Annotated in this window: 14 protein-coding genes; 6 read left to right on the plus strand and 8 right to left on the minus strand. The window is 71.6% G+C overall.

Going from position 1 to position 12,511, the window contains the following annotated elements; genetic code table 11:
* Positions 1-15: 15 nt before the first annotated feature.
* Positions 16-465, plus strand: coding sequence for a hypothetical protein (locus ACWEIJ_RS21400; protein WP_449838948.1), 450 nt, complete (start codon positions 16-18; stop codon positions 463-465).
* On the opposite strand, the gene ACWEIJ_RS21405 is transcribed toward ACWEIJ_RS21400, so the two are convergent.
* The gene (locus tag ACWEIJ_RS21405; RefSeq protein ID WP_449838949.1) at positions 462-1,196 is read right to left on the minus strand and encodes a class I SAM-dependent methyltransferase; all 735 of its coding nucleotides are present in this window, start codon (positions 1,194-1,196) and stop codon (positions 462-464) included. The two genes, ACWEIJ_RS21400 and ACWEIJ_RS21405, sit on opposite strands and share 4 nt — an antisense overlap.
* A 77-nt stretch (positions 1,197-1,273) precedes the next feature.
* Between ACWEIJ_RS21405 and ACWEIJ_RS21410 the strand changes: the two genes are divergently transcribed.
* Complete coding sequence (locus tag ACWEIJ_RS21410; RefSeq protein WP_449838950.1) at positions 1,274-1,858, plus strand: hypothetical protein; 585 nt, start codon at positions 1,274-1,276, stop codon at positions 1,856-1,858.
* Here ACWEIJ_RS21410 and ACWEIJ_RS21415 read toward each other — a convergent pair whose 3' ends face one another.
* Both ACWEIJ_RS21415 and ACWEIJ_RS21420 read right to left on the minus strand, forming a co-directional pair.
* Positions 1,859-4,573 carry a BTAD domain-containing putative transcriptional regulator gene (locus ACWEIJ_RS21415; protein ID WP_449838951.1) on the minus strand — a complete coding sequence of 905 codons (2,715 nt, stop codon included), beginning with the start codon at positions 4,571-4,573 and terminating at the stop codon, positions 1,859-1,861.
* 121 nt (positions 4,574-4,694) lie between these two features.
* Positions 4,695-5,894, minus strand: a complete 1,200-nt coding sequence (locus ACWEIJ_RS21420; protein WP_449838952.1) for a cytochrome P450 — start codon at positions 5,892-5,894, stop codon at positions 4,695-4,697.
* Between the two features lie 159 nt (positions 5,895-6,053).
* Between ACWEIJ_RS21420 and ACWEIJ_RS21425 the strand changes: the two genes are divergently transcribed.
* Entirely contained in the window at positions 6,054-6,608 is a 555-nt protein-coding gene (locus ACWEIJ_RS21425) for a response regulator transcription factor (protein WP_449838953.1), read from the plus strand.
* Here the strand turns inward: ACWEIJ_RS21425 and ACWEIJ_RS21430 are convergent.
* On the minus strand, positions 6,594-6,953 hold the full coding sequence (locus ACWEIJ_RS21430; RefSeq protein WP_449838954.1) for an HNH endonuclease: 360 nt from the start codon (positions 6,951-6,953) through the stop codon (positions 6,594-6,596). The genes ACWEIJ_RS21425 and ACWEIJ_RS21430 overlap by 15 nt on opposite strands.
* Complete coding sequence (locus ACWEIJ_RS21435) at positions 6,937-7,866, minus strand: LysR family transcriptional regulator (RefSeq protein WP_449838955.1); 930 nt, start codon at positions 7,864-7,866, stop codon at positions 6,937-6,939. Before ACWEIJ_RS21435 ends, ACWEIJ_RS21430 begins: the two co-directional genes overlap by 17 nt.
* A gap of 109 nt (positions 7,867-7,975) precedes the next feature.
* Between ACWEIJ_RS21435 and ACWEIJ_RS21440 the strand changes: the two genes are divergently transcribed.
* Positions 7,976-8,965, plus strand: a complete 990-nt coding sequence (locus tag ACWEIJ_RS21440; RefSeq protein WP_449838956.1) for a TDT family transporter — start codon at positions 7,976-7,978, stop codon at positions 8,963-8,965.
* Positions 8,966-9,077: 112 nt separating this feature from the next.
* Entirely contained in the window at positions 9,078-9,623 is a 546-nt protein-coding gene (locus ACWEIJ_RS21445) for a hypothetical protein (RefSeq protein WP_449838957.1), read from the plus strand.
* Here the strand turns inward: ACWEIJ_RS21445 and ACWEIJ_RS21450 are convergent.
* Positions 9,573-10,424, minus strand: coding sequence for an alpha/beta fold hydrolase (locus ACWEIJ_RS21450; RefSeq protein WP_449838958.1), 852 nt, complete (start codon positions 10,422-10,424; stop codon positions 9,573-9,575). The two genes, ACWEIJ_RS21445 and ACWEIJ_RS21450, sit on opposite strands and share 51 nt — an antisense overlap.
* 108 nt (positions 10,425-10,532) lie before the next feature.
* Positions 10,533-11,426 carry an RNA polymerase subunit sigma-70 gene (locus ACWEIJ_RS21455; protein ID WP_449838959.1) on the minus strand — a complete coding sequence of 298 codons (894 nt, stop codon included), beginning with the start codon at positions 11,424-11,426 and terminating at the stop codon, positions 10,533-10,535.
* A gap of 56 nt (positions 11,427-11,482) precedes the next feature.
* Between ACWEIJ_RS21455 and ACWEIJ_RS21460 the strand changes: the two genes are divergently transcribed.
* Positions 11,483-12,058 (plus strand): maleylpyruvate isomerase family mycothiol-dependent enzyme, encoded by a 576-nt coding sequence (locus tag ACWEIJ_RS21460; protein ID WP_449838960.1) that lies wholly within the window; start codon positions 11,483-11,485, stop codon positions 12,056-12,058.
* Here ACWEIJ_RS21460 and ACWEIJ_RS21465 read toward each other — a convergent pair.
* Complete coding sequence (locus ACWEIJ_RS21465; protein ID WP_449838961.1) at positions 12,029-12,505, minus strand: MarR family winged helix-turn-helix transcriptional regulator; 477 nt, start codon at positions 12,503-12,505, stop codon at positions 12,029-12,031. The two genes, ACWEIJ_RS21460 and ACWEIJ_RS21465, sit on opposite strands and share 30 nt — an antisense overlap.
* Between the last annotated feature and the right edge of the window lie 6 nt (positions 12,506-12,511).

The following is a 12,511-nucleotide window of genomic DNA, read 5'->3' on the forward strand; positions in this document are numbered from 1 at the left end:
CTAGGCTCCCCGGACGTGCGCTACTCCGCCCTCGCGCTGGTCTTCGTTCTGCTCGGCTGCGGTACCTCAGGGACGTCGTCCCTGCCCACGATCACCCCGGCACCGACCTCGGCCTCCTCCTCACCGCTGCCCGGCCTGCAACCCAGGCTCGACGCGGTCGGCACCCTCCTCACGGCCTGCCTGGCCCGCCTGCGGGGAGAGCCGGTCGACCCTGCCGACAACTGCGCCCGCGTGATGCCGGACGTGACAGGCGTGCTCGACGAGGCCGAGAAGCAGTCCGACAAGCTGCCGCCCGTCGGCCGTTCCGCCATCGAGCAGGTGCGCAGGGCGCTCACCGAGATCGGCCCGTGCGAGCCGTGGTTCGCGGCGGGCGGGTCGAGCCCCGACGGTCAGCTGAACGCCCGCTGCGGCAAGGCGTGGGACGAGCTCTTCAAGGGCTACAACGCCTTGCGCAACGCCGCTTAGCGCGCACGACCCGGCAGCGGCCGCAGCTTGAAGATCAGGATGCCCAGGTACCTGTTCATCCACGCCTGCTTGTGCGGGTAACGGCGTGCCGCTTCCTCGCTGAGCTGGGGTTCGGCGGCGGTCTCGATCCACAGTCCCGCCGCGCTGAACACGTTGAGCAGGTCGGACATGGTGTAGGTGCGCTTGGTCAGCGCGATGCGCTCGTTCCAGCCGGTGCGGTAGGTGTAGTCGGTCTTGGAGAAGTACTCCTCGCCCAACGTGGTCCCGTTCCGCTCGGTGCGTTCGAGGGCGTACCGGATCGGCTGGGTCCTGGTCAGCAGGATGAACCCGTCCTGCTTCAACATCCCTCGCGCGGCTCGCAGGGTGTGCACGGGGTCCTCGGCATAGCCGAACGACTGCAGGAACAGGACCCGGTCGAACGTGCGGCCCCTCAGCTGCGGCAACGACTCCGGGTCGGACAGGTCGCCCTGGATGAGCTCGGCACCGGCCGGCGGCGAGGGGATGAAGTTCCCCCCGATGTCGACGCCGGCGGAGGCGACCGCGCCATCGCGGACGAGCTCCGCGAGCTTGCCGCCGTTGCCGCAACCCAGGTCCAGAATCGAGCGTCCGGTGACGTCACCGAGCAGATCGCGCTCGGCCGGCCACTCGACCAGCCGGTCCAGCGAGTCTTCCCGGGCCCGTGCCTGCTCGTAGTCGGGAGCGAGCTCCTGCCACGCCTCACCTGACGTCATGCACGGGAGCGTAGTGCGGCGGCAACCTTCGAGGCCTCCGGATACGTCCTTACGCGGGGACGAGGATCGGGGGAGTCATGCGCGGAGTTGTCCTGCTGGTGTTGCTGCTGCTGGCCGTTGCGTCCTGCGGCAGGAACCAGCCCGAGAGCAGCCACACGTTGCCCTACCTCACGACGGTCACGCCGCCGCCGAACACCACGCCGATGAACGAGCCGTTGGCGGCGGCCGCGCACGTGGTGCAACCGTTGCTGGAGAGGAAGTTCGCGAACACCTACGCCGGGCTGGAGATGCGCAACGACGTGCCGATGCTGGTCGTCCACCGCAAACCGGACCCGAAGCTCGACGCCGAGGTGCGCGAGGTCGCGCCCGGCGTGCGGATCGAGTTCCGCGACGCCAGGTACACGCGCGCCGAGATGAGCGAGCACGTCAGGCGGGTCATGGACGACACCGAGTACTGGAAGGGGCGCGGGATCTCGATCGTGTCCGCCGGTCCGGAGGTCGACGGGTCGGGCGTCCTGGTCGGGGTGGTGGCGCCGCCGCCGGGGAACTTCGCGCGATACCTGGACGAGCACTACCCCGCCATGTCGTTCAAGCTCACCTCGAGCGGTGAGATCAAGGTGGCGCCCTACACCGGTCCTGTACCGGTGTTCCCGACGAAGTAGTCACTCCGGCAGCGGGCCGAACTTCGCCCGCTCCGACTCCACCTCGCCGGGGTTGAGCTCCTCCAGCATCGCGAACCCACGCGCGTACTCCTGCCGCATCCGCGCGAAATCGCCCATTTCACGGCACACGTAGGCGATGCACAGCCGGTCGCGCGCCTCGCGCAGCGAGTTGTTCGTGCGGAGGTGGATCTCCAGCGCCGCCTCGTGGCAGGCGAGTGCGGCCGGGAGGTCGCCCAGGTCCTCGTGCAACCGGCCCAGGTCGCCGAGCGTGGCCGCGTGGATCACCTCGGCGCCCAGGGCGCGGGCGGTCTCGGCGGCCTCGGTGCCGACGGCCAGTGCGTCGCCGAGGCGGTGCATCCGCTTGTAGACGGTGGTCAGGTGGGTCATCGCGAAGACGCGGCCGAGCTGGTTGCCGAGACGGCCGAAGATGGCCAGCGCCCGCAGCAGGTGTTCCTCGGCGGCCTCGGCGTCGCCGGTGCCGCGACCGACATACACGCCGGCCAGGTTGACCAGCGCCTGGCCCTCGCCGTGCGCGTCGGAGATCTCGCGCCACACCGGCAGAGCGCGCTGGAACCAGCGTTCACCCTCGTCGTACGAGCGCTGGACCGAGTGCAGGATGCCGAGGTTGTTGCACAGCACGGCTTCCGCGCGCCGGTTGCCGGACGCGCGGACGGCGTCCAGACCCAGCAGGTACATCGCGATCCCGTCCTCGAAGTGCGCGTCGAACTCGAAGAAGCTCATCAACGCCAGCGGAAGCCGCGCCGCCAGCTCGGCGTTGCCGGTGCCGGACGCGTGCTTGATCGCGGCGATCACGTTGGCGCACTCCTCGCGCAGCCACGCCCGTGCCTCGTCGGCACCCTCGAACGACCGCGGGACCACGTCCGGCTCCGGCTCCGGCAACGGCATCCGCCGCCTGCCGGGGAACAGCAGCCGGTCGGCGGCGTCCGCGCTGTGCAGGTACCAGGACAGCAACCGGTCGACGGCCTGCTCCGGCGACGGTTCGTCCTCCACCGCCTTCTCGTGCGCGTAGGTCCGCAGCAGGTCGTGGAAGCTGTACCGGCGCAACGCGATCTCGTCGACGAGATGGCCCGCGCACAACACGTCGAGCAGCCTGCGCGCGTCCCGCAACGGCAGTCCCGCCAGCGCGGCGGCCGCCCCGAGGGACGGTGCCGGCCCTGGATGCAGGCCGAGCAACCGGAACATCCGCGCCGCCTCGGGCGTCAACGCACGGTAGGACCAGGAGAACGTGGCTCGCACGGCGGTCGTCTCGTCGGCCTCCAGCACGTCCAGCCGTTCGGAGGCGAGCTCCTCGGCCGACGCGGCGAGTGTCCTGTTCGGACTGACGCTCACCCGTTCCGCGGCCACCCGCAACGCCAGCGGCAGCGCGCAGCACAACCGCACGAGCTCGCGGGCGGCCTGAGGTTCCGCGTCGACGCGGTGCCCGATCACCGAGCGCAGCAACGCGAGCGCCTCGGTCTCGGCCAGCACGTCGAGCGTGACCCGGTGCGCGCCGCCGGAGACGACCAGCCCGCTCAACCGGTTGCGGCTCGTCACCAGCACCGCGCTGGACGACCTCCCCGGCAGCAGCGGGCGCACCTGCTCGGCGTTGAAGGCGTTGTCCAGCACCACGAGCACGCGCCGGTCGGCCAGCACGCTGCGGTACGTCGCGGCCAGGTCCTCCGGCAGGTTCTGCTGGTCGGCGCCGAGCCCGGCGAGCAACCGCCGCAGTGCCTCGTCCGGCGGCACCGGCGTGCTGTTCGGCGCGAAGCCCTGCAGGTCGATGAACAGCTGCCCGTCCGGGAACCGGTCCACCAGCAGGTGCGCCACGTGCACGGCCAGCGCGGTCTTGCCGACACCGCCGGTGCCGTCGATCACCGAGATCGCGGCCGTGCCCGGCCCGGACCCGCTCAGCCGCGCGCACAGCTGCGCGATCTCCCCGTCCCTGCCGACGAAACCGATCGTGTCGTGCGTGGTCTGCGCCGGCCGCACGGTCCGCGGAGTCCCTTTGAGGATGCGCTCGTGCTCCTCCTGCAGCTCGGGACCCGGTTCGACACCGAGCTGCGACACCAGCGCCGTCCGGACGTTGCGGAACGCCGCGAGGGCCTCGGCCTGCCGTCCCGACCGGCTCAGCGCGAGCATCAGCAGCCGCACGAGCCGTTCCCGCACGGGATGATCGGCCACGGCACGGGTGAGCGTGTCGACCACCCCGGCGTGCTCGCCGGACTCGATCGCCGCCGCCGCCCAGTCCTCGACCGCGGTCAGCCTGGCCTCCTCCAGCCGGGCGCGCTGCCGTTCGGCGAACGGCCCCGGCACGTCCGCCAACGCCGTACCGCGCCAGATCCGCAGCGCCCGCCGCAGGTCGTCGGACCGTCCACTGTGGCGCAACCGCTCGAACTCGCCGAGGTCGGCCGGCGCGATCAGGCAGGCGTACCCGCTGTCGGTGGTGACGATCAGGCTCCCGGACGCCCGCGCGGGCAGCTCGGGCTCGACCAGCCGCCGCAACGCGCTGATGTAGGTGTGCAGGCTGCCGGAGGCGCTGGACGGCGGGTCGTCGCCCCACACCGCGTCGATCAGCTCGTCGCGCGAGACGGGATGCGGCGAGCGCAGGGCCAGCACGGCGAGCACCGCGCGCTGACGCGGCTGGTAGGGCACGAGGTGCCTGCCGCCGACGGTGATCCGCAGCTCACCGAGTACGTCGACGCGCAGCTCGCCCATGCGGGCAGGGTATGCGCCCGTTCGGCGGGGTGCACCGCCCGCGTGGGCCTGGCGGGTCGGCTCGGCCGCACTCACCGCCGGCTTGGGCCTGGCGGGGCGCAGGCTCGCCTGGTCTGGCGGGTCAGTTCAGCCGGGCCGGCAGCGTCTCCACGGTCCGGCGAGCCACGCTGGCCGAGCTCCACGCCGGCTCACCAGCCGCGGCCAACGTCGGGAACCGGTGCCACAGTCCGGTCACGACGTGCGCCATCTCCGCACGTCCCAGGGTGGTGCCGCAGCAGTTGCCGGTCGTCAGCATCCGGCGCGGATCGCGGCCGGGGTCGAACCGGTCGGGATCGGAGAACACGCGCGGGTCGCGGTTGGCGCCGGCGATCAGCATCCGGACCGGCGCCCCGGCGGGGATCGTCACGCCGCCCAGCGCGACCGGTTCCCTGACCACGCGCGGGATCGGCGGGTAGAGCAGCACGCCGTCGTGCCGCAGGGCCTCGTCGAGGAACCGCTGCACCCGCGCCGGGTCGTCCTCGCACCACGTCCTGTGCTCGGGATGGGCGAGAAACGCCTGGACGGCGCGGTCGATGCCGGAGATCGTGCTCTCGTACCCGGTCATCCACATGATCCACAGGAGCGCGATGAGCAGGTCGTCCTCGTCGTGCGCCTCGGCCAGCCGCGTGACCAGGTCGTCGCGGGGAGCCGCCCGGCGCTTCGCCACCAGCTCGCGGAGGTGGTCGTCGACGGCGTAGCTCGCCCGGTCGGCCGCCAGCACGAGGTCCTCGTCGTCGGACGCCAGGGCTCGCGTCATCAACGAGAAGGCCTCACCGATCCACGCGCGGTCCTCCTCCGGCACGCCGATCCGGTCCGCGAACACGTGTTGGGTGAGCGGCACGGACACCTCGGCGTGCAGGTCGACGGTCTCGCCGGCGACGAGCCGCGGCCCGAGGTCGTCGAAGAGGTTGCCGAGGTGTTCCAGGATCAGCGGCCGCAACCGCGACACCCGCTCGGGCGACATGTCGCGGGCGATCACCGAACGCAGGCGGGCGTAGCAGGGGTGGTTCTTCGCCGTGAGCGCCGAGACGCGCCGGCGCACCGCGGGGTGGCTCCGTTTCCCGTGACCCACCTCACGCCACATCGCCGCCTCGTCCGGTGCCGCGAAGGCGTGCGGGCGTTGCAGGGCGTAGGCGACGTCCTCGTAGCTGCTCAGCAGGTAGAAACCGCAGCTCGTGCGGTGCACGGGGTCGTTTTCGCGCAGCCAGTGCAGGAACGGGTACGGGTCTCGGCGGTGCTCGGGCTTGGCGAGTTCGCCGAGGACGTCGACGATGGCGGACACCGGCAGGCCTCTCAGGTGGCGGGGACCGGGCGACCCTAGGCACACCCCCGCCTCCGTTTGGGGAAAATCGCCCCGGTTGCCGCCGCGCGCTGCCCGATCGGGCAGCGCCGTGGAGACGGCGTGGAGTCTGAATGGAGTCAGCAGCCGAACACTCGGGCCATGGAACGAGTGCGCGTCGGGGTCCACGCGAAGGATTCGGTCACCCGCTGGGGCATCGCGGGCTACCTGCGGCTGCGGCCGGAGGTCCAGGTGCTGGCCGAGCACTCGTCGAGGCACGCGCAGGTCATGCTCGTCGCGGCCGACGGGGCCGGGATGACGGCCGAGCTGCGGGTGATCGCGCAACGGACGTCCGCCCGCGTCGTCCTGATCAGCGACGACCTGCGCGCCCAGGACCTGCCGCGCGTGATCGACCACCGCGTCGTCGCCGTCCTGCCGCGTGCGGATCTCACCTGCGAGAAGCTGGTGTCGGCGGTGCTGGCCGCGCACGAGGGCCGCGTCGAGCTGCCCACCGGTCTCGCGGCGGCCGAGCTGGCGGAGCGCGAACTGGACATGCTGCGGTTGTTCTCCGAGGGCTGGACCACGGCCGAGGTCGCGCGGAAGCTGTCCTACTCGGAGCGAACCGTGAAGAGCGTGGTGCAGCAGGTGCTCACCCGGTACCAGCTGCGCAACCGCACGCACGCGGTGGCGTTCGCGATCAGGTCAGGCGCCATCTGAGAACCGCGCGGTCAGCTCGCGCGAGATCTCGTAGTGCCGCACCAGGAACGCGCGCTCGTCCAGCTTCTTGCGCCGCAGCCATCCCGTCACCTCGGCGTTGCACTTGCTGGCGTTGCACGACCCGCAGGCCGGCACGACGTTGCCGAGCGTGTACCGCCCACCGCGCGAGATCGCCTGCACGCAGTCCTTCTGCAGCGAGGTCGCCGGAGCGGCGCAGTAGGCGCAACCACCCCAGGACGTCTTCAGCGCGTCCCACTGCACGTCGGTGAGGTCGTGCACGACCCGCGCCATCCGCTTCTTGCGCTTGCGGGCCGCGCGAACCTGCCTGCTACCTCCGGTCGGCACGGTTCGTGAGACTACGGGTCGCGATGGTCAACAGGTCGGAGGCTGGCCCCCGGGGTGTCCTGCCCGCCGGCCACACCGCCCGCAACGCCCGGTGCAGGTCCAGATCGCTCACCTCGATGCGCACCAGTGCGCGGGTCACGAGATCGGCCTGCACGGCGTGCACGCTGAGCACCGCGGGCCCGATCCCGCCGATCGCCGCGGCCTTGATCGCCGTGGTGGACGACATCTCCAGCAACGGTTCCGCGTTCGCCTCGACGCCCGCGGCCCTGAGCGCGTGCTCCCAGGCCTGCCGCGTGCCGGAGCCGGGTTCCCGGCTCACCAACGGGGTCGCGGCGGCCTTGCCGGCGGTCACCCTGCGGCGCCTCGCCCACGGGTGGCCCGGCGCGACGACCAGCACCAGCTCGTCCTTCGCCACGACCCGGCCGGTCAGCCCGGACGGCACGTCGGTCGACTCGATGAACCCCAGATCGGCCCGCTCGGCCAGCACCTGCTCGGCGACGTGCACCGAGTTGCCGGCCGTCAGCACGGTCGCGGTGTCCGGGCTGACCGTCCGCAACGCGATCAGCCACGCGGGCAGCAGGTACTCGGCCACGGTGAGGCTCGCGGCGACCCGGAGCTGGCTGTGGCGGTCCGCGCGCAGGCTGGTGATGCCCGCGTCGAGGTCGACGGCCCGCGCGAGCACCGGAGCCGCCCACCCGGCCACGAGCTGACCGGCCGTGGTGAGCCGGGCGCCGCGCGGCGTGCGGTCGAGCAGGGACACGCCGACCCGGCCTTCGAGCACGCGCAGGCGTTCGCTCGCCGCGGGCTGGGACATGCCGTGGGCCTGCGCCGCCCGGCCGATGCTGCCCAGCTCGGCCACGCTCAGCAGCAGGTCGAAGCTGGTCAGGTCGGTGACCCTGGACGGCAGAGGCATAGGGACAGCCTATGTGCTCATCGGACATCGGTGCCTACCGAGGTCCGGAGATCACGAGGATTGTCGTGTCGTGACCGCTCTCGCACCTCACCCACACCGTGCCCCCGAGGTGCGACGAGCGGCGCCCTTCGGCCCGAACCTCTTCGCCTCCGTCATGGGCACCGGGATCGTCGCCACCGCCGCCGCCGCGATGCCCGGCCTGCGCACCCCCGCCACGCTGGTGTGGGCGCTCGACGCCCTGCTGCTGGGCTTCCTGGTCGTGTTCGCGGGCCGGCGCTGGACCCTCTCGACCGTCCGCGACCAGCTCGCGGACCCGGTGATGGCGCAGTTCTGGGGCGCACCGCCGATGGCGTTGATGACCGTCGGCACCGGCGCGTTGCTGCTCGGCTCCGACTGGATCGGCCTGCCCGCCGCACTGGCCCTCGACTGGACGCTGTGGACGCTCGGCACCGCGCTGGGCCTGGCGACCTCGGTGCTGGTGCCGTTGCGGATGATCGGCAGCGGCGAGCGCGCGTTCGGCGGCTGGCTGATGCCCGTGGTGCCGCCGATGGTGTCCGCCGCGTCGGGTGCCCTGCTGGCCCACCACCTCCCGGAAGGCCAGTTCCGGCAGGCGATGGTGCTCGCCTGCTACGCCCTGTTCGGCATCAGCCTGTTCGCCACGGTCGTGATCGTGCCGCAGATCTGGCAGCGCCTCGTCCAGCACGGCCTGGGCGCGGCCTCCACGGTGCCGACGCTGTGGATCGTGCTGGGTCCGCTGGGCCAGTCGATCACCGCCGCCAACCTGCTGGCCGGCGTGCCCGTGCTGCCTGGCCAGACCGCGTTCGGCCTCCTGTACGGCACGGTCACTTGGGGTTTCGCCCTCCTCTGGCTGGCCATCGCCGCCGCCGCGACCGTGCGGACCGCACGCCGCGGCCTGCCGTTCGCGTTGACGTGGTGGAGCTTCGTGTTCCCCCTGGGCACGTTGGTGACCGGCACGAACGCCCTGGCGTCGCACTTCCCGTCTCCGATGTTCACCGGCGTCGCTGTCGTGCTCTACGGCGCCCTCGTGCTCGCCTGGATCACCGTGGCGATGCGCACGGCGCGTTCCTTCGCGAAATAGTCTCCACGCGTACGCAATCTGACGTACGCGAGATCAGAACGTGAGCGGATGATGCCCGCCCTCGTGGCCGCGAGAGTAAGACGCGACACCACGAGAGAAGGAGCGAACCGCGATGACTACCACCCGCAAGCTCAGCGGCCGCACCCGCAAGGTCGTGCTGCTCGTGCACGTCCTGTCGGCGGCGGCGTGGCTCGGCATCGACCTGGCGCTGGGCATCCTCGTCGTGCTCGCACTGTCCACAAGCGACACCACCACGGCCGGGATCGCGGTCCAGGCGGTCGACCTGTTCGCGATCTGGCCGATGTTCGGCGCCAGCGTCGTGTGCATGGTCTCGGGTGTGGTCCTCGGCGTGGGCAGCAAGTACGGGCTCGTGAAGTACTGGTGGGTGGCCGTCAAGCTGGTCATGAACGTCGGCATGTCGTTGCTCATCGCGTTCGCGCTGCGGCCGGGGGTGCAGGAGGCGGCACGCATCGGCGCACGCCTGCTGGCGGGCGACCCCGCGGCGGTGATCCCGTCCGGCCTGCTGCACCCGGTCGTGGTCGCTCCGACGTTGCTGCTGTTCGCCTACATCCTGTCGGTCTTCAAGCCGTGGGGGCGCATCCGCCGGTCACCGCAGCCAGTCCAGCGCGAGCGCCGCGACCTCGTCGGGGCGGTCTAGCTGCAGGAAGTGCCCGGCGTCCGCCACGATCTCGACCCGCGAACCGGGGGCGAGAGCCGCGGCGGCGCCGGCGTAGTTGTCGGGCGTGATGCACCCGTCGCGGGCGCCGGCGAGCACCAGCATCGGGACTCCGGCCGGCTTCTCGGAGATCTTCGCCGGCTCCGCCAGCGCGGGATCGTGCAGCGAGCGGTCGAAGTTCGCCCGGTACAGCTTCAGGGCGTTCGCGCGCAGAGCGGGATCCGCGTACATCTCGTGGACGTGCGCGGGCACGTCCAGTCCTGGCGACCACGTCCGCCACAGGTGGTCGATCAGCCTGGCGTTCAGCAGCTCCTCGGCGATCCCGGGCACCTGGAACAGGAAGAGGTAGAAGAACCGTTGCTGCTGCTCGGGATCGTCGAAGATGGTCCGCAGCGCGGCAGGGGGTGGCACCGACATCGTGATCACGCGGCGGACCCGTTCCGGCCACACCGCCGCGAGCCGCCCGGCCACGCCGGCGCCGATGTCGTGCCCGATCACGTCCAGCGGTTCGGCGGAGAGCGCCGCGTTCACCGCGGCGGCGTCGGCGGCGAGCGTGAGCCCGTCACCGAACGGCATCCGGTCGAACGTCGACGGGTGGTGCCCGCGCAGGAACGGCGCCACCACCCGGCGCCCGGCGGCGACCAGGTGCGCGGCGAGCGGTCCGAACGACGCGGGGTGGTCCGGAAAGCCGTGCCAGCACACGACGATCGGCCCCTCACCCGCGGTCAGCGCCGGGAACGGACCGCGCTCGGTCTCGACGACGATCTCTTCGAAGAAGCTCATCAGAAGTCCACCCTCATCACGAAACGTCGTTTGGCCGGATGGGTGACCTGGGCGAACCCGGCCTCCTCGAACACCCTCCGCACGTGCTCGACGGTCGCCGCCGCGAGCTCAGGCGAACAGCGGCAGCAGTTCCGGCACGTTGAGGAACGTCGTGGTGTTCGTGATCAGCCCGTCGCGGACGTCGACGAACACCAGCGCGAACGGCCGGTCCATCCCCGGTCGCATCTGCCAGTACGCGGGCGAGGCGTTCGCCCGCACCGGCACCAGCCAGGCGCCGGCGCAGGACGCGTTCGGGTCGTTCCACGCGGCCTCGATCGCCGCACGGCCCCGCAGCCACCAGCTGAACGGCGGCATCGACATGGTGGCGTCCTCGTGCAGCAACGCCACCAGCGTGCGCACGTCGTGCCGGTCGAACGCCTCGCAGTACCGGCTGAGCAACGACTTCTGCACGGGATCGGCGGGGTTCAGGGGCTCGCCGGGATCGACGGCGCGCAACGTGGCGCGCGCCCGTTGCAACGCGCTGTTGGCCGAAGCCACCGAGATGTCCAGCAGGGCGGCGACCTCGGCGGCCTGCCACGCCAGCACGTCCCGCAGGATCAGCACGACGCGCTGCCGCGGCGGCAGGTGCTGCAGTGCGGCCACGAACGCGAGCCGCACGGTCTCCTTGCGGATGGCCTGGTCCTCGGGCAGCACCAGCGCGTCGGGCACGGGCTGCACGAACACCCGCTCCGGCAACGGTTCCCCGATCTGGCCGCCGGAAGGTCCCAGGTCGACGGCCAGCGCCCGGCGCTGGGCGGACCGCTGCATGTCGATGCAGATGTTCGTGGCGATGCGGTAGAGCCATGTCCGCAGTGAGCCGCGTGCGGAGTCGAAGCTGTCGTAGGCCTTCCACGCGCGCACGAGGGTCTCCTGCACGGCGTCCTCGGCCTCGAAACCGGAGCCGAGCACGCGGTAGCAGTAGCCGGTCAGCTCGACCCGGAACGGCTCCAGCGTCTCGATCACGCCACGGACCCTACGCGGACCGATGAGTTTTCGCGGCCCGGCCCGTAAGAACGGGCATGACCGAAGAAATCAGGGCCGCGGTGGCGGCAGAACGACGTGACCAGGCCGAACTCCTCTCCGGACTCACGCAGGAGCAGTGGGACGCGCCGAGCCTGTGCGAGGGCTGGCGCGTCAAGGAGGTCGTCGCCCACACGACGCTGCCGTTCCACAGCTCGCGCGGCCGGGTGCTGCTGGAGATGATCAAGTCCGCCGGCCGGTTCAACCACGCCTCCGACCGCATGGCCAGGCAGGACGCCAGGAGACTGTCCACCGACGACCTCGTCAGCACGCTGAAGTCCAACATCGACAACCCCTGGACCCCGCCGGGTGGCGGCCACGTGGGCGCTCTCTCGCACGACGTCATCCACGGCCTGGACATCACCGTCGCGCTCGGACTCGGCCGCGAGGTGCCGCACGACCGGCTCCGGATCGTCCTCGACGGCATGACCGCGCGCAGCGTGAAGTACTTCGGTGCCGACCTCCAGGGCAAGCGCCTGGAGGCCACCGATCTGGACTGGTCGTTCGGTGAGGGCGAGCCGGTCCGGCGGCCGGCCCAGGAGCTGCTACTTCTCGTGTGCGGGCGCCGGATCTGAGGTCACCGCCGCACGCACCCGCGCGGTCGCCTCGGTCGTCGTGGTCAGGAACCCGGCCACGACCGCACGGTCCGCGTCGCTCAGCCGCGCCCACGCCGAGGAGTACTCGCGGGCGAGCGGCTGGAAGAACGTCGACGCCAGCGCCGTCGCCGCGTCGAGCACCCGCAGCTCGACCCGGCGGCGGTCCTCGGGACTGCGGTCGCGGACGACGTGACCGGCGCGTTCCAGCCGGTCCAGCACGGACGTCGTGGCCGACGCGCTCAGGTTCAGCGCCTTGGCGAGCGCGCCCGGTGTCATGGGGGAGCGGGTCGTCATGATCAGGTTCAGCGCCGTCATGTCGGTGGGGTGCAGCTCGTGGGCCGCGCTGAAGATCTCCAGGAACCGGTTCGACTCCATCACCAGCGCCCGCACCAGCATGCTCAGGTCGTAGTCACTTGCCTCGCTCACGTCCCA

Source organism: Lentzea sp. NPDC004789 (assembly GCF_053601075.1).